Raw genomic sequence first — 18,095 nt, forward strand, 5'->3', positions numbered from 1 at the left:
ATGGCCGAAACGATGAAAATCGATATTCTGCGCTACCGCCCAGAAAGCGACAACGAGCCGGTATGGCAAAGCTACGACGTTCCTTACACCCGCGAAATGTCGCTGCTAGAAGCCTTGGCTTACATTAAAGACGAACTTGACCCAACCCTTAGCTACCGCTGGTCTTGCCGCATGGCTATTTGTGGTAGCTGCGGCATGATGGTAGATGGCGTTCCTAAGTTAGGCTGTAAAACCTTCTTGCGTGATTACCCCAATGGCATGAAGGTAGAAGCGCTAGCAAACTTTCCCATCGAACGTGATTTAGTGGTAGACATGAGCGACTTCATTGAGAAGTTAGAAGCCATAAAACCATACATCATCAACGATAATCCACGCGACTTAGAAGATGGCTGTCACACCCAATCACCTAAGCAAATGGCGCAATATCGTCAATTCTCGATGTGCATTAACTGTGGCCTTTGTTACGCGGCATGTCCGCAATATGGCTTAGACAAATCTTTCACTGGACCGGCTGCACTAGCACTATTACACCGCTACAACCAAGACAGCCGTGACGCAGGCAAGGCCGAGCGTATGAAAATAGTCAACGCTGAAGAAGGCGCATGGGGCTGTACCTTTGTGGGTTACTGCTCAAAAGTCTGCCCGAAAGACGTCGATCCGGCCGCCGCTATTCAACTCGGCAAAGTAGATAGCGCTAAAGACTATGTGATAGCCATGTTCAAGCCAGGAGAGTAAGCATGAGCAAACGTAAACCTTATGAACGTAAGTTGGGTGCAACTTGGTGGCTAAAAAATACCTTTCATACCAAGTACATCATCCGTGAAGGCTCAAGCCTAGTGATTGCCATTTACAGCTTTGTATTGCTGTTTGGTCTATTTCGTTTAAGCCAAGGGGCCGAGGCCTTTAACGGTTGGCTAGATGCAATGAGCCAACCAGGCTGGGTAGTATTTCACATACTTAGCCTTGCCTGGACGCTTTATCACAGCATTACCTGGTTTAGCTTAGCCCCTAAAGCCGCCAACATTTGGCTAGGCCAAAAGCGCGTACCCGACAGCTGGATAGTAAGCGGGATGTACGGCGCTTTGGCAGTAATTAGCTTAGCTGGCTTAATCTTGGTTTTGATTTAGGAGACACCAATGAAACGTTCTAATGAACCTGTATTTTGGGGAATGTTTGGCGCTGGCGGCATGGTTGCTGCGCTATTCACACCTATCGCTATTTTAATTACTGGCTTACTGGTGCCTATGGGGATTATTCCGGGCGAACAATTCTCTTATGAGCGACTCCTAGCCTTCTCCCAACACTGGTTAGGCGCAGCAGTAATTTGGATAGTGATTAGCCTGCCGTTATGGTTATGTATGCATCGCCTCTATCACACCCTGCATGACTTCGGCATTCACGCTGGCAACTTAGTAAAAGCATTGTTCTATGGCGTAGCCTTCGCTGGCTCCATCGCCTGTGCAACACTGCTGTTACTGGGCTTAGTATAAATAACTAAAAACAAAGTGGGCTAAGTTAATTGCCCACTTTGTTTCACCACTACATCATCCCTAACTGCTCGCAATTTATTACTGCTACCCGCTAAATGCTTCGATAAAACATATCGTACTAATCAGTCCAAATGCCAGCCAAGACAAGTGTTTGGCTTTGGTAAAAAACAGGGCTAGCAAAGCGCTCAGTAAAAACACACTGCCAATAATTAATAACAACAAAGTGTCGGCGGGTGAAGCGGTAAACAATAGAGCAGCAAAGCCCAGTGCGCATACAGACAATATATGCCAACAAAACCGCAGAGTGCCCTTGGTAAAATGATCACCACCCAATAAATGCGGAATGTTATCGCGTTTAAACAAACGGATAAGAATGTACTTTTCACCTAAATAGGAATGCACCACCGCAATTAAGAGCAATATCAGTGACGCAACAGCAAGCAGCATATCTACTCCTTGGATTCGGAATTTAAAAAACTTAGTACCTAATATACCTTGTCAAAACATAGAACAGCGTAGCACTGCTGCTAAGTGTTGTTAGAGGAGTAAAAAAAACTGACTCCCTACAGCAACACCCAAGTTTAGTCATTTTGGTGAAAAATAGATGTAGAGAAAAAATGCGATAAAGCTGCTTTAGCTGCGGATGCCGGAAGGATTAAAATATAGTTAAGCCTAGTAAAAGGGCGGCCAGTGCAACAATACACTCAGTTAAAAACCAATTATCACAGATAACACTTTTACTAGCTTAAAGAGTAAATACGCTTAGCTGGGCTCAGCCTACTTTCATGTCTCGTTGGCAGTTACGTTTAAGTAAACGAATTTCTGATTCTAACTGCATCTCTCGCTGTTTAAGCATATCCAATTCTGCTTCTTTACAAGCTAACTGCTCAAACACCCCGGTTGGGTAATCACCTGCACCTTTTGCAAAACTCAGTTTATGGGAGTAACGCTTACTTACATGCCCTACAGGTGCTTCTATCACTGCTTCCATACTGATAACCTTTTTGTCATTAAGTGGGTCGTTGATTAAGCATTGCAGACAAATGGCGTTTGCGCAAAGTTTAAAATTGACTTAAATCAAAGCGATTAACGAGGGAATTTTATTCAACTAGCAAACATATTTTTCATCTAAAAAGTTAGTTGATCAAACTAGATCTTAAACAAAAAACGAAATAAAAAAGGGAGCCGAAGCTCCCTACTATTTTTTAAGTAGTGATTACTTTACACGGCCTACATATTCGGCGCTGCGAGTATCAACCTTAACCACTTCACCAATCTGAATAAACAATGGCACACGCACAACCGCGCCAGTGCTTAAAGTAGCAGGTTTACCACCTGTACCGGCAGTATCACCCTTAAGGCCTGGATCTGTTTCTGTCACTTCTAACTCTACAAAGTTAGGTGGCATTACAGCAATTGGATTTTCGTTCCAAGTGGTAATAACACATACGTCTTGCTCAACTAACCACTTGGCCGTATCGCCCACTGCTTTTTCGTCAGCGGCAATTTGCTCAAAAGTATCGTTGTTCATGAAATGGTAGAACTCGCCATCGTTGTATAAATAGGCTAATTCGTAATCCATTACGTCGGCAGCTTCTACAGATTCGCCCGACTTAAAGGTTTTTTCTAATACTTTACCGGTTAATAAACGGCGTAACTTAACGCGGTTAAATGCTTGGCCTTTGCCTGGTTTTACAAATTCGTTTTCTAGAATTGCGTATGGTTCGCCGTCGAGCATAATTTTTAGCCCGCCTTTGAATTCACTGGTACTATATGACGCCATTTGGTCCTCTACTTACAAGGTAATATCAATTTCAATGTTGCGAATAATACCGCGAAACGACGCTGCTGTGCAGGGTAATTGGCAAAAAGAGCTGGCAAACGCCATCACAGATCCCAAAGATCTGCTGCAATTTTTGCAATTAGACCCGGAAAACTTCCAATCAGACATTGCAGCCCGCAAATTATTCCCAATGCGTGTGCCTTTAAGCTTTGCCAAACGCATGCAAAAAGCCAATCCTAATGACCCACTGCTACTGCAAGTTTTGCCTCAACAGGCTGAGTTTATGGAAGTAGCAGGCTTTAACGAAGATCCATTAGAAGAGCACCAAGCCGCTGTACCCGGTTTACTGCATAAATATAAAAGCCGAGTATTATTTATTGTACGTGGCGGTTGTGCAGTTAACTGTAGATATTGTTTTCGTCGCCACTTTCCTTATCAAGATAACAGCCCAAACAAACAGGGTTGGCAACAAGCGCTAGATTACATCGCACAAGATCAAGCAATTAATGAAGTGATTTTTAGTGGTGGCGACCCACTAATGGCTAACGACCAACAGCTTGCTTGGTTAATAGAACAACTAGAACAAATTCCTCACTTAAAACGGCTGCGTATTCACACTCGATTACCCGTGGTTATTCCAAGCCGAATTACTCACGAGCTGACTCAGCTACTGGCACAAACTCGCTTGCAAACCATTATGGTAAGCCATATCAATCACCCCAACGAGATAAACCAAGAACTAAGCAGCGCCTTTGCCAAGTTACATCAAGCAGGCATTACCTTGCTTAACCAAGGAGTGCTGTTAAAGGGTATAAACGATGATGCCTGCATTCTAGCGCAATTAAGTGAGGCCTTATTCTCGGCTAATATTTTGCCTTATTACTTATTTTTGCTCGACAAAGTTGCCGGTGCTGCCCATTACGATATTGACGAGCAAAGCGCAGTAGCGATAATGCAGGACTTATATCAACGCTTACCTGGCTTCTTAGTTCCTCGCTTAGCCCGCGAGCAAGCAGGCAAACGCAGTAAAACACCCATAGATATTGGCTTGAGCTAAACTAAAGCAACAGAACAAGGCTTAACTCCTTTTTAAGTTAAGCACGTATTCACCTAAATACAGCGACCACATTCATGGATAAAACCAAGCTCATTGAGCAAATTCAAGAAAACCTCAAAGACATCTACCACAAGGCCATTGATGCCGACACGGTGATTCAGCAGCAACAAGAGCAAGGCAAAGCCAAGTATACCGAGTTGTTTAAAGACAGTTTATTTAAGGCCAAAGATCGTCAGTTTTTGCCTTATGTGGAAGAGTTAGCGAGTGATTTGGTGCTACTACAAGAAAGCCAAGACGATGAACACTTTGTGACTCAACTAAAAGTAATGGTTGCCAAACTAGAGCAAATCCACGGCTTACTGGCCAACTTTAAACAGCTTACTCGCTAGGGCTTTCTGCAAATGCTCTCAGGTAGGGGGAGAACTCTTCGGCTGGCGCCCACGCAGCGACAGCCGCTCCCAATACCAACACTTCTTTTGTAATCTCTTTAAGCTGCTCTAAATGCTGTTGATTCTCTACGCCATCTACCACTAATTTCACTCCCAAGCGATTGGCAAACATCACCGTGGCAATCAACATAGGCTGTTTGTCGCTGGCATTAAGCAAATCCGACATTAAGGATTTAGCACCGCGCAAGTACTGTACTGGCAGGTGATTAAGCAACTCCAAAGGACATTCTGCACTACCAAAATTATCCAGTGATAAACTCACTCCAATTCGGCGTAACTCTCGAATCGCATCCACACAATCTAACAACATTTGTTGGTCGCTATCGATAATGTTAATGATTAAGCGATGCGGCAATATTCGGCTCTCAATTAATACTTTATTCACCAGTACTAATAAATCGTTGTGTAAGGTGGATGAAGAAATCGACACTGCTAATTGCAAATTGGTATTTAAGCCATGCTGCCAACGCTTAAGTTGCTGAGTAGATGCACGAAGTACCCAAGATTCTAACGCCACTACACAGCCACAAGCGTGAGCAATGTCCACCAATTCGGCCTGCTCTACCCAGCCATAAACCGGATGTTCCCAGCGCGCTTGCACCTCGGCACCCACTACTTTGTCATTCGCTAAGTCCAAAATAGGTTGATAAAACAAGCTCAAATGCTGGTTTTCTAGAGCATCACGAAACTGGCTAAGTAAATGCTGCTCTCGCTCTTTGGCCAATTGCATTTGCCCTTCGAAAAACTGCCAAGAGCTGCAACGTGACTCTTGCTTAGCCTGATACATGGCGGTATCTGCTTGGCCCAATATAGTGAGCCAATCATCCTGGCTGTCTAAGGCGGTGCTAATACCGATGCTGGTACCTACAAAGCACTCTCGGTCTTCCAAAGACATTGGTTTTTCTATGACATTAATTAAACGCTGCGCAAAGCCAGAGCAGTCTTCACTTGAACGCACGCGTGTTTGCACAATGGCGAATTCATCACCACCTAAACGCACCGCGTAATCACAATGGCGCATTTGCCCGTTTAAACGCTGCGCCACCACATTTAAGATGCGGTCGCCATACTCGTGACCATAACTATCGTTAATGCCTTTAAAGCCGTTAAGATCTAGCACCATAATCGCGTAATCTCGGCGATTGTTTTCTAGGCTTGCAATAAATTCTCGTAATCCGGCCCGGTTAGGTAAGCCGGTGAGAACATCGTGATTAGCAAGATAGCGATTAATATGATTCTCACGCACTATCATCACAATTAAAATGGAGCCGCTAATTAACAGCGCACCAATGGCAAAAGACAAAATCAGCTGTAGTTGCAATAACTTAAAGTCAGTTTTCTTATCAAACTCGCTGTTTCGCTGAAACTCTTTATTCACCAAGGTATTGATAGGGGCAGAATACATGTTCAGCCGTTCAATCACCTGTACAAACTTCTCGTGACTAGGCGGTAAGGCTTGTAGCAGAGGCTCGATGCGCTGAACCTCTTGAAACAGCTCTCTAACCAGTTGTCTGGCAGACTTTATATTGTGAAAACCGGCGTTTTCTTGGCCTTCTAACAGCACCGGAAAACGGCTCCACAAAATGTCATAACGCAGCATTAAATCAGAATGCTTTACGCCACCAAGTCGGTAAAGTTGCAGCGCATTAATAAAGCGTCGATGCTCCATTTGCAACTGAACCACTGACCAAGACGTCGACGACTTAGGCGACTCAAGTAGCTGAATAATTTGCCTTAATTGATAAATACTGATGACCGCACTAACCACAAACAGCGATACAACTAAGGAAATTAAGAACTTCTTATATTTTTGCGGAAGCTGGGTAAGCCAATTCATCAATAGCTAGGCTCACTTAACAATAATGCTGCGCAACTGCCAAATCATAAAATCGTTATAAGGCATTTGCAGTAGTTCTGGGTGGTCGTCTATCGGCAGCATTAACCATAACGGGCCTTTATCACGCACCCGCATAGGGCGATCGTTATCAGACCAAGCCAAAATAGGCTCAAACTTTTCGATGTCGGAAAAGTCGATTTCAACTTCATAGTTATTTAAGGCCACTAGGGTAAGCTTGCTCGATTGAGCTCCCGCTAACTCGAGTACTTCGGCTACTTTTGGGCCTTTGTAGTGATGGCGGGTTTCAACCCAAGGATGGCGCGTAACAATGGTGTGCTGCGGCAAGGCCTGTAACATCTTTAGGTCAAAGTCTGCTGCGCCTTGGTTATTTCCATGCAGAATAAGCCCGGCAATAGTTAATATAGGTTCGTCTTGTGGGCTTGGTAATTCAGCAGAGCTGAAAGAGGAACATACCAATAAACTTAATGCTAACAAAAATCGCATAACTCGTTCTCCTTAACGTGGTTAGCTGCGCTATATCTAGTTACTTCATCATAAACCATAGCGCATTTGCTGCAGTTGTATCCTGAGTATGCGGGAGTTTTAGCCAATAAAAAAGGGCAAGCTAAAAAGCCTTAGCTTTTTAGCGGTTAATAAAGCCAATTAAAGCAAACCATCAATAATAAACCAACAAACTAGTTTTTGATTGGCTATGGATGGCCCAACATCTGAAAGTTAGTCAGAAAAGTGATAAGCGACTTAACTCGCTGGCTCTCCTTTGTTTATTCAGAGCACTTTTTAGCTCTCTATTACGCCAAGCTAGCTCAGTTTTGAACGATAACGAGAACATTATTTCTGGCTTAGATAACTCCCCTCATCACTACTCACCAACACTTTCATCAATAACTCGAACTTAGCTGTTTGTTTTTGGCTCTAGTTGATGCAATATTACGCAGTATTTACTGATATTTGGTGTAAGTTGTTGTTAGTAAGCCAATTAATCATGTAATCACCAAACAAAAAACAGCCAATGCTAAAATGGAGTTTTACATTAGATGAAATGCAGAAATATTACTCAATTCACTCTTCTGGGATTGAGTATCGCTTTAGTGGCCCCTATTGCTCATGCAACCGACGCCGACATGAACAAATGTATCAACCGAGCTGCACAAGCGGTTAGCGGAAACAAACTCGCGGGAGCTAAATCAGCCATCCCTCGCTGCTGGCGAACGTTACAGTCCAGCATCAACCAGCAAAACAATATTGATATTGAAGCGTATAGCAGTCAGCTAAACCAAATCCAACAAGATTTTGAGCAAGCAGGCGGTGATGCACTAGGCAAATTCTTGCTGATCACTGAGGTTGCACCGCTAGATACCAAGTACCATAAAGTCTTGGAGCAGATGCAAAATGAGCTGCGACAATTGCAGCGAGCCATTCAAAAGGGAAGCAGCGACAAGACGGTTAATCGGCACAATGAGCGCTTTGAAGGCTACGCTAAGCGCGTTAAAAAAGCCGATCCCGATTATGACTTAAGCAGCAGCTATGCCCTACGCGACCAGCTTGTTGCAAAAATTGCACAGGCTGAGCCAAGTGCAAGTGCAACCGCAGCTTCAGTAACTGCATCTTCAACTACCACAAAGCAAGCTGAAGTTGACCAACAAGTTGCTAACAGCTCCGAGCAAAGCTCTAAGCAAAAGAAGAAAACTGCGCGCAGCACTGGTAACAAAACCAACGACGCTCTAAACAAATGTTTTAGCCAGTTGGATAGCGAGCTTCAATCAGCTCGTAACGATGGCTTTAGTCGTCAGTTCACCCGCTGCCAACGCGATCTGCAAAAAGCAATTAACGCCCAAGATACCGACAACGCAGAGCACTATATTGCTCAATTAGACAACTACCATAAACGTGGCACTAACGAGCTAAAGATAGAGCTATTACCACCGCTAGTATTCTACCCACTTGAGCCGATTGACCGTAAAGCTAACACCCAAGTAAAGAACTTACAGAATGCCCTACAGCAAATCCATCGTGATATTTTTAAAGGAGCGCCACTCGCTTCCTTGTCCAACACGGTCACTCGCTATGAACGTACACTTCAAAAACTTCAGACTGATTATCCAGACTATGATTTCAGCTTATACACCGAGCTAGCAGCCCGCTTGGACGCACAAGCCAATGCTGCCGATGCCGAAGCACAAGAAGTTCGCCAGCAACGTCTGATGCTCCAACAGCTAGATAGACAACTAATGGCCTTATCAAGCCAGTTCTACATCTCAGACAGCTACATCGAGCAATGGGAAGCGATTGGCCCCTCTAGCGAATACACTGAAGGCATCGCAGAGTTCCGCGAGCTATACGCCGATGATGAAAGTATTCAATTCTCCTTAGGCTTTATCGAAAAGTACTTTGCAGCCCTAGAAGATAATGCAGATAAACACTATCAGAAAGATCTGCTACCAATGCTGACAGCAATGGCCGAGTACCAAGATAACTCCGCGCAACGCTACTTCAGCAGCGCGCAAGCCGATAAGATGCGTGATGCCGATGCCCAGCTGAAGGCCCTTTTACCCCGCTTGCAAAACGTGCATGGTCACTCAGACGTTCTCAAGGAGATCATCGCTAACCACCAAGAGCTATCAGCCGCACTTGAACAAAAAATCTCAGCTGGAGAGGCTACTATGCGCCAGCGCCTAGAGAGTGAGTTAAAAGACGCACGTATGCCAAAAGCAGCCAGCAGCCAAGATAAGACCCATCAGCAGCAAGTTGAAGAACAGCTAGCCAAGGTGATTGGGCGCACCGAAAGCTATGGCAAGCTAATATCTACTCCCATCCGTACCAACAGTAATTGGACGCAAGAGAACCACCCGTTAACCGGCTTACCACAGCTGCAAAAAACTGTCTTCCACGCAGCGATGCAAGACCCTGAAGGTAATTGCCACATAATGCAATTGCACGTTGAGCGTGTTTACACAGGTGACGGCTGGAGCGGATTAAACCTAACCAACTGGTGGAACGAATACCCCATCATGTGCTCGAAGACTTAAGCCTCATGGAGTAACAACAAAACGTTCGTCTATCGAGCGTTTTGTTACCTTTCGCCAAGCACCACATCTAGAAATAAGCCCCTTGCTTCTATCAGTGTTTTACGCACCTTTAAAAGGCTTGTATACATAGGTGATAGTTCTTTAGCAGCTAAGTTACATGTTATATCAATTTCTTTTCATAGGCCTTTTAACACCTAGTCTTGTGGATACCACCTCATCCACAGCTAGCCTACGCAATACTAAACACCCAAGGTTTAAGCATAAAAAAAGCCCGTAAAGCAATGCCTTACGGGCTTCAAGAAACTTTATGAGTTTCTATGAATAGCTGGAGCGATGATTACATCATGCCGCCCATCTCTATAAACTTGTACTAATTAATATTCAGTAAACTTACTGCCACGTACCAGCACGAGACTCGGCCACCACAAGCTGTTGTTCTACTGTTAAATTAACAACACCACTTTCTGGTTTACCTATATCACTCATTATCGCCGACAACGCATCTATACCTTCAATATCTATGCTTTTACCGTCAGCAACTGACAACAATGCTAGGCCAGAAGTAGCCCCTTGAACACTTACCGTATCCTCACCAGCTAATAGATAAATGTTCAATATCCCACTCTCTTTCACAAACCAAAGATCTTCCGCAGCAATGCCATTTTCAAATACAATGTTATCGCCACCAACTACTGAAAGAGTATCTTGGCCATCCCCTCGCTCAAAATAGTAAGTATCTTCACCTGCGCTAGCCTGCAGTACATCATTACCTTTACCACCTCGAACCTGGTTATTATCGCTTGAGCCAGAAATAACATCATTTCCAGCTCCACCATCAATAAGGCTAATTCCAATTAAATCGGTAGCACTAAAATCGAGAATGTTGTTTCCACTGGTTCCGAGTATACGATTCTGGCCGTTACCACCATTAATAATTTCTACAGTGTTTTCACCAGAAAAATTATTTAGAATAATTGTATCATCGTTAGCAGTACCCACAAGAACATCGATGCCTTGGCCTCCGTTATAGCTATCTATACCCGTATCACCAATGCTAAGTTCAAAGCGATCATCACCCTCATTTCCGTATAAAAAGTCATTTCCTAAACCACCAATAATCACATCAGCATTAGCACTACCGCGAATCGTGTCATCACCTTCGCCAGCATCTATTACACTAATGTTAAGGAGTTCAGTTAATGTGAAGTCCAAACTGTTATTGCTAGCAGATCCAACGATACGATTAACACCTTTCCCGCCATCAATTCTTTCTACGCTTTGTTTATCGAACTTACTCAACAACAGGTCGTTATTTTCATCTGTGCCCAAGATAATATCAAAACCATCTCCACCATCGTAAATATCGTAATCCAAATCTCCGGTGGTCAACTTAAAGATATCATTGCCTGCATTGCCGTATAGGTTGTCTTTGCCAAGCCCACCAATGATTAGGTCATCACCGCTACTACCTCGAATAGTGTCATTCCCCTCTTTAGCATCTATCGAGTAAATATTCGTGAGTTCTGTATCAGAGAAATTGAAATTATTTGAGCTACTAGATCCAGTAATAACATTCACACCAGCTCCACCATCAATTTTCTCAACCGTTGCAGCGCCGTAAAAATATACTAAACCTATATCATCGTCTTCATCACTTCCAAGTATTAGATCTATTCCGCTACCACCTTCGATTCTGTCGAAACCAGTGTCCGAGGGTTTCAGTTTGAAGACATCATCACCTGCTTCACCATACAAATAATCACCACCATCTCCACCGTAAATAACATCATTTCCTTGGCTTCCCCAAACCCTATCGTGAGCGCCACCAGCATCAATGTAGGCGATGCCAAGTAACTCAGTGGCAGAAAAATCTAGCTTGTTATATACGCTAGAGCCAACAATGATGTTATGTCCGCTTCCTGCGTCAATTTGTTCTACAGTAAAGTCGCCATTAAAACTACTCAGGTTAACTACCACATTAGAATCGTCACCCTTAATAATATCAAAGCCTTCCCCACCAGAAATTGCATCAAACCCAGTATCACCAGGGGTCAATTCGAATATATCATCCCCTGCTTCACCATAAAGGTGATCTGAGCCCATACCACCTCGAATAACATCCGCAGCCTGACTTCCATGAATAGTATCGTCTCCATCATTACCATCAATAAGAGCAATGGATTCCAAGGTTACTTCAGAAAAATCTAGCTTACTGTATGAAGTGTTTCCGAGTATTACATTATGGCCTAATCCACCTTTGATATGCTCGATGCCTGATAGCGCACCAATGCGGAAAATGTCATCGGATTCTGTACCTTGAATAGTGTCAACGCCTTCTCCGCCATCGTAATGGTCAAAATCCAAATCGTCAGCTGATGTAACAAATACATCATCTCCTGCAGCACCAAAAAGCGAATCTAAACCACTGCCGCCCTTTATCACATCCGCTCCGGCACTACCATATACCTTGTCACCGTCAGCTCCAGCATCAATAAGAGAGATACTTATCAATGTAGTGTTAGTAAAATCTAATACATTTCCCCAACCCAAATCATTTGCAACAATCTGGTTAACGCCGCCACCGCCGTCAATTTCTTCAACTACCGAGTCACCAGAGAAGTAAGCAACTCTGATCGTATCGTCAAAATTACTGCCAATTATCTTGTCATAGCCTTCGCCACCGTAATAGCGATCAAAGCCAGTATCAGAAGGAGTGAAAATGAAAGAGTCATTCCCTGGCCCACCATAGAGCGTGTCGTTCCCATCACCGCCATAAATAACATCATCTGCGCTACTACCGGTAATTACATCATTGCCTGCTAATCCATAAATAGCTTTAATGTCACTAATCTCGGTAGAACTAAAATCAAGTATATTTCGGCGCTCATCGCCCTCGATGATATTAGTGCCACTTAAGCCCTCAATACGTTCCACCGAATCAGCCCCGCCATAGTTATAAAAGCGGAACACATCATCGCCAAGGCTACCAGTGACTTTATCGTAACCAGCTCCACCATTTACGATATCAGCACCTAACTCGTTCCCCGCCACTTCAAATACGTCATCGCCAGCATTACCGTATAAACGGTCAGCTCCTTCACTGCCTTTTATTACATCATTGGCACTGCTGCCATAGATAACATCATCACCAGCCAAACCATCAATACGCGCAATATTCACTAATTCCACATCAGTAAAATTCAGCACGTCCGATACACTGGTACCTAACACACGGTTAGTTCCCGCTAAGCCATCAATTTTTTCAACGTTAGTAATTGAGGAAAAACGGAAAGTATCGTCGCCGTTGCCACCAATTACTTGGTCAAAGCCTTCTCCACCGTCAACTTTATCAGCAAAAGGATCATCGCCTTCAATGACGATAGTGTCGTTTCCAGCCTTGCCATACAGCGAATCAGCGCCGGTTCCCCCCACCAAGGTGTCATTGCCAGCGCCGCCATCAAGTAAGTCGTTACCCGCCCCACCAAGCAAGGTATCGTCACCTAAATCGCCGTAGATTTTGTCATCACCGGCTTTACCATCCAATACATCATCGCCATCGCTACCTTTTAGCGTATTGGCTTGCTCATCACCGTCCAGCAATACCAGCTCTTCACCGGGTGTTAGCGACCACTCTAAACGGCCTTTTTCTAATGAATTAGCCGACGGGAAGCGCAGCGTTAAAGTGCTATCACTGGCAACGGTAACGCCCGTCACTAAGCGCTCAAAATTGAAACTAGCATCACCAATTAACTCCATTGTGCTGTTTGGCACATTAGACGCTGCAATGCTTAAGGTTGCTGTTACATGAGTTAAAGGTAAACCTAGGTTCACCAAGCGAGGCCTAAACACGTAGTCGCTTAGCGCTGTATTGTCTACCGCGGTTTTGCTTATTAATTGGTAGTCGCAAACAAATAGGTTTTGACCTGCCTGTTCATTATCTTGGTTAAGCAAACTTACCGCTTGTGGTAACAAGCCTTGATAATTATCGTCATCGGTCGCAACAGTTTGGAACATTAAGGTATAGCTTTGGTCGCCATCCACTTCACAGTCATCTACGCCTTTTAGCCAAATGCTTTGAGGTTCAAACCAGTTATCAGCAGTGAAATACAAAGAAGTGGCACCGTAAATTTGCGCTTCACTTTCATCACTTACACTGTAATTTAAGCTTAAGCTGGTGCCATCTTCTAAGGCAGAGTCTAGGCTTACGGCCAGCTCAACCAGTTCTGTGCCAGACTCTGTGGTGACTAGCTCGCTTATCGGTGTGACGGTAATGCCGCGGTCTTGGTTAGGCACCGTAATATCACAACAGCCCTCTACTCTCAGCACATTCTCTTCATCGCGAATTTCTGCGCTTAAACGGTAAGTTCCGGGGGTAAGTGCCGAGGCATTCCAAAGATATTGGTCATGTTCGGCATCTAAGTCTTCGCTAATATCCGCAGCAATTAATACTAAACCGCTGTTTGATTCACTGTAATATAAGTCGATTATTGCGCTGCTATCTGGGTCGGCATCAGTCCATTGAATCAATATCTTTGGCGAACTCAGCACAGTCGCTTGTGCCGGTAACACAAAGCTAAAACTTGGCGCGTCGTTTATCCCGTTTTCGTTAACGTTAAAGCGTTGAGCGCTGCTCCAAGCACTGCTTAAACCCAAGCCATCACTTACTTTAAAGCGCCAAAAGTAATCACGATTGTCAGAGAGATCAAACCCCGTAGACCATTGGCGTTCTAAGCCGCTGCTCGATGCAACTAAATCACTTAAGGCTGCGTCAGCATATAACTCGAAGTGATATTCTAAATCGCTAGAATCGGGGTCAACACTAGGAGAAGTTTCAAACAAAGGTTGCAGGGTTTCTACCACCGCATCCACACCCGGGTTAATCGCGCTAGGTAAGCTTGGCGCATCATTTACCGTGTTAACAAAAAACTGTCCCGTTTGCCATGTGCTGTCAATGGCCCCATCAAAGGCTTTTACTCGCCAGTAATAGTGTTGGTTTTCTTGTAAATCGTTTACCAACCACGCTGTTTGGCCGCTAGCATCCTCCATAATGGCAGGCGATTGCAACAAGGCTGGGCTGTCGAAGGTCTCTAGGGTATCTAGCTCAAAAAAGTAAGTAAGCGGCTGAAGCTCAGGATCAAGTGCATTGGCCACCGCTAAGATTGGGCTAAAACTTGTTACCTGTTGCTGGTTAGCCGGAAACACTATTACCGGCGCACTTGGTGCATTGTTCTCGGTACTTACAAAAAAGCTTACTTGCTCGCCCGTTACGCGCTCGCCGTGTTCATCTTCCACCCACGCTTGCCAGGCATACGCAGTATCTTCTGTTAACGCACTAGGAACCTGCCAGCGAGTTACCCCACCATCACCCGCGGTTAGGCCAGCAATGCTATACAAGGCGTTTTCTAGATCGTTACTTTGGAATAACTCAAAGCCGTAGGTAAGCGTATCTCGATCGATGTCATTGGCATTCGTCACCTCTAAACTAGGCAGTAAGCTCGCCACTGTTGCGTCATTAATGGGTTGGCTCACTTGTGGCACGCTAGGTGCGTTGTTGGCAAGATTAATGAAAAAGCGGCTATTTACCCACTCGCTCATAACATTAGTTTGTTCAATCAGCTGGGCACGAGCGCGCCAGTAGTAAAGGGTATTGTCGTTAAACTGTTGCCCTTGCGCTAACTCATTGCTCGCTACCAGCCATTCGGTTTGTGCAGCTTGCTCAAGCACTGCTGCGCTGGCCACCAATTCTGTTAAGGACTCATCAGCATAAATCTCGAACAGGTATTGTACTTGGCTCTGTGCGCTATGCGGACCGTTGTTAATACTTAAACGAGGTAATAAAAGGCTGGCATCACTTGGTACAAGATCGCCATCAAAGATAGGTTGGTTTACTTGTGGCAAACCCGGCGCTAGCTCAGCAGAAGCAGGATCAGTTTGCTGCTCAAACTCTTCTAAATTGGTGCGACCATCGCCATCAAAGTCACCGCTAGCGTCTTGATCTAGGTTACCAAAATGCTCTAACTCCCAAGCATCGTCCATGCCGTCACCGTCTTTATCGGTGGCTGGGTTAACCTTAATGGCTACGGTCATGGTGCTGCTTAGCTCACCGTCGCTGGCAGTAAAACCAAGCTGGTATTGCCCTGCCTGGCCAAGCTGGGGTTGCCAGTTGAATAGCGCAGTGCCATTGTTTTTATCTACAAAGCTGGCGCCATTAGGCAATTGGTCAACACTAAAGCGAGGTATGGTGCCATTAGCATCGGTAGCCTGAATAACAAAGCCTAACTGGCCGGTTTCGTAGGTGCTGCGATCACTCACTACCTGCATTACTGGCGCTTGTGGGGTATCGGCACTGTCACTAAAGTTTAAGGTGTAAGTACCGGTTGAATTGCTATCAAACAGGTTAATAAAATAATCAAAGGTTTTGCCATCGGCATTACGGCTTTTAGATAACCAAGCGTTTACCGCAGCTATGCTTTTACCGTCGGAGCGCACTACCGAGGCTAATACTTTTTCGCCCGCATAAGGGTCGGCAACTTGGCTGTATACCAAACCCGTTTGGGCAGTAAAGCTCAAATGTTGTTGATTAAGCCCGCTAGAGCTTAAACTCGCGCTTACTTGGCTTACGGCTAAACAATCATCACAGTGGGGGCCGTTGCTTAAGGTGCGTTCAGATTCAAATACATATAAGTCACCGGCTTTATCTGGGGCTAAAAAGTCATGTATTTTATCGCGGCCAGCCAAGTCTATTTTTACATCTTTAATCATTAAGTGGCTGCTAGGCTCACTTAATAAAGAGGTTAACGCGCCACCTAACTCATCGGCATGGGTAAAGCTGGCGTCTATATCATTAAACTCGCCCGATAAGCTAGTTTGCATTATCCAGCGGCCCACTTTTACTTCTTGCTTATCTATATCACCAAAGTTAATTAATAAACTCGGGGTGGCGGTTTGAGTACCTAAATAACTTTTTAATATATTAAAGTTAACCGCTAAACCTTGCTCGTTTGCCACTATTTTAGGTTGGGCAGACTCTACCGCCACATTATTAGCAATACCGTAACCGGTATTAGTCACTCTTAAACCTAAGGTATATGGTTCTGGTGCTTCTTTTATTTCTTCAGTAAAGGCATCATCACCAATTACTTCTTGGGTTAAAAAGTAGTCTAATTGAATATCGGGCAGGGGTTTAACAATAATAGAATCGGGCGCTACGGTTACGGTTTCGTGTTTACCGCCATAGCTATAATTTAAGGTAGCGCCTACATAATATAAGGTGCCGCTTTGTAATTGGCCGGCCGACTGGGTAGCAGGAATAATTAGCCAGCGAATAATGCCTACATCTTTAGGAGTGATTTGAGCATTGCTCACTTTACCATTGCTGGCGGTTTGAATATTTTGTAGGCCTTGGCTGTCGTCTACTTTAATAAAAAAGGCGGCGTTGGCAGCATTGGGATCTGAGCTAGCAACAACTACTTCACCAGCAGCATTTTTAAAGGAGACATCAACGCTAATATCTTCTAAAGAAAAAGTATCTAAGCTGTTGGTAATTTGCATCGAGGCCTCAAAGCCTTGTCGCTCTAGGCTAAACGTTTGCAAAATTTCAATTTTTACTTCAGCACATAACTGCTCGGCGGCCAATACTTGGCCACACACTAGCACTAAGCAGCTCGCAATAATGCGCTGCCAATAAGCTCGAAATCCTTTCACAACCTTTCCTTGTTAATCCTTTAAAAGCCCATTAGCAGGCTAGTGAACTACCCTAAATATTTATTACAAACACTGTTTAATACAGTGCCATACATCGCTTAAGCCAGAGCTACTGTTAAAGTGACTCTGACCATTTATTACTATTTACTATTTCAGCAGTTTTTTAGATTTTTCTCTTTTCAAAGCAACTGCATAATCTAATGGGGTCATTCCTTCTAATGTTTTCAATTGTTGAGACGCTCCGTTATCTAAAAGCAGCTTAACAATCTTACTATTATCGAAATCCGTTAAAGCCCAATGCAATGCAGTTCGGTTGTTTATATCTCTAGCATCTAAATAAGCGCCAGCAATAAGAAGGCTCTTCACAATATCTTCATTACCAAACTTCGAAGCGACCATCAAGGCACTCTGAGCACGGTTATCTTTATAGTTAATCAACGCCCCCTTGCTAATTAAAAGATCAACAATATCCAACTTGTTTTCATAAATACTTTTCATCAATGGCGACACACCATCGTCATCTACAAGGTTTATCTTCCCACCATACTCTATGATTAATTCAACCAGATCATAATTTCCCATCAAACAAGCCCACGATAAAGCGCTACTTCCGTTGCTAACAATATTCGGATCATGTCCTTCTTTTAATAAAGCCTCCAGCTCTATCAAATTTTCATCATATATTGCATCTATTAATTCATTCATATCCGATATTCCCAAGCCTGTAA

At 44.1% G+C, this 18,095-nt stretch carries 13 protein-coding genes; 6 read left to right on the forward strand and 7 right to left on the reverse strand.

Features of this window, described 5'->3' with window-relative positions; genetic code table 11:
• Genes ACYFDN_RS20630 through frdD form a run of 3 tightly spaced genes read left to right on the forward strand, consistent with a single transcriptional unit; the run spans position 1 to position 1,490 of the window.
• Positions 1-735 carry a succinate dehydrogenase/fumarate reductase iron-sulfur subunit gene (locus ACYFDN_RS20630; RefSeq protein WP_406610310.1) on the forward strand — a complete coding sequence of 245 codons (735 nt, stop codon included), beginning with the start codon at positions 1-3 and terminating at the stop codon, positions 733-735.
• A gap of 2 nt (positions 736-737) precedes the next feature.
• Positions 738-1,127 carry a fumarate reductase subunit C gene (locus ACYFDN_RS20635; RefSeq protein WP_483512539.1) on the forward strand — a complete coding sequence of 130 codons (390 nt, stop codon included), beginning with the start codon at positions 738-740 and terminating at the stop codon, positions 1,125-1,127.
• A gap of 9 nt (positions 1,128-1,136) precedes the next feature.
• Positions 1,137-1,490 (forward strand): fumarate reductase subunit FrdD, encoded by a 354-nt coding sequence (gene frdD, locus ACYFDN_RS20640; RefSeq protein ID WP_152785545.1) that lies wholly within the window; start codon positions 1,137-1,139, stop codon positions 1,488-1,490.
• A gap of 84 nt (positions 1,491-1,574) precedes the next feature.
• Here the strand turns inward: frdD and ACYFDN_RS20645 are convergent, their stop codons facing one another.
• From ACYFDN_RS20645 to efp, 3 genes are all read right to left on the reverse strand, one after another.
• The gene (locus ACYFDN_RS20645; RefSeq protein WP_483512541.1) at positions 1,575-1,937 is read right to left on the reverse strand and encodes a hypothetical protein; all 363 of its coding nucleotides are present in this window, start codon (positions 1,935-1,937) and stop codon (positions 1,575-1,577) included.
• A gap of 325 nt (positions 1,938-2,262) precedes the next feature.
• Complete coding sequence (locus ACYFDN_RS20650) at positions 2,263-2,481, reverse strand: hypothetical protein (protein WP_338623693.1); 219 nt, start codon at positions 2,479-2,481, stop codon at positions 2,263-2,265.
• Positions 2,482-2,706: 225 nt separating this feature from the next.
• On the reverse strand, positions 2,707-3,273 hold the full coding sequence (gene efp / locus ACYFDN_RS20655) for an elongation factor P (RefSeq protein ID WP_040307242.1): 567 nt from the start codon (positions 3,271-3,273) through the stop codon (positions 2,707-2,709).
• A gap of 34 nt (positions 3,274-3,307) precedes the next feature.
• Here efp and epmB point away from each other — a divergent pair, with 34 nt between their 5' ends.
• Together epmB and ACYFDN_RS20665 are read left to right on the forward strand one after the other, a co-directional pair.
• Positions 3,308-4,330: an EF-P beta-lysylation protein EpmB gene (gene epmB / locus ACYFDN_RS20660; protein ID WP_483512542.1), complete on the forward strand. Its 1,023-nt coding sequence runs from the start codon at positions 3,308-3,310 to the stop codon at positions 4,328-4,330.
• Between the two features lie 74 nt (positions 4,331-4,404).
• Positions 4,405-4,719 carry a primosomal replication protein PriC gene (locus ACYFDN_RS20665; protein WP_016402029.1) on the forward strand — a complete coding sequence of 105 codons (315 nt, stop codon included), beginning with the start codon at positions 4,405-4,407 and terminating at the stop codon, positions 4,717-4,719.
• On the opposite strand, the gene ACYFDN_RS20670 is transcribed toward ACYFDN_RS20665, so the two are convergent.
• Both ACYFDN_RS20670 and ACYFDN_RS20675 read right to left on the reverse strand, forming a co-directional pair.
• Positions 4,709-6,616: a putative bifunctional diguanylate cyclase/phosphodiesterase gene (locus ACYFDN_RS20670; RefSeq protein ID WP_016402030.1), complete on the reverse strand. Its 1,908-nt coding sequence runs from the start codon at positions 6,614-6,616 to the stop codon at positions 4,709-4,711. The genes ACYFDN_RS20665 and ACYFDN_RS20670 overlap by 11 nt on opposite strands.
• Before the next feature lie 12 nt (positions 6,617-6,628).
• On the reverse strand, positions 6,629-7,120 hold the full coding sequence (locus tag ACYFDN_RS20675; RefSeq protein ID WP_152785556.1) for a putative pterin-binding protein: 492 nt from the start codon (positions 7,118-7,120) through the stop codon (positions 6,629-6,631).
• A gap of 551 nt (positions 7,121-7,671) precedes the next feature.
• On the opposite strand from ACYFDN_RS20675, the gene ACYFDN_RS20680 reads away from it, so the two are divergent.
• Positions 7,672-9,663 carry a hypothetical protein gene (locus ACYFDN_RS20680; protein WP_483512544.1) on the forward strand — a complete coding sequence of 664 codons (1,992 nt, stop codon included), beginning with the start codon at positions 7,672-7,674 and terminating at the stop codon, positions 9,661-9,663.
• A 390-nt stretch (positions 9,664-10,053) separates the two neighbouring features.
• Here ACYFDN_RS20680 and ACYFDN_RS20685 read toward each other — a convergent pair whose 3' ends face one another.
• On the reverse strand, positions 10,054-17,367 hold the full coding sequence (locus tag ACYFDN_RS20685; protein ID WP_483512545.1) for a hypothetical protein: 7,314 nt from the start codon (positions 17,365-17,367) through the stop codon (positions 10,054-10,056).
• Positions 17,368-17,514: 147 nt separating this feature from the next.
• Positions 17,515-18,072: an ankyrin repeat domain-containing protein gene (locus ACYFDN_RS20690; RefSeq protein ID WP_483512547.1), complete on the reverse strand. Its 558-nt coding sequence runs from the start codon at positions 18,070-18,072 to the stop codon at positions 17,515-17,517.
• Positions 18,073-18,095 lie beyond the last annotated feature (23 nt).

This window comes from Agarivorans sp. D1326, from assembly GCF_056958115.1.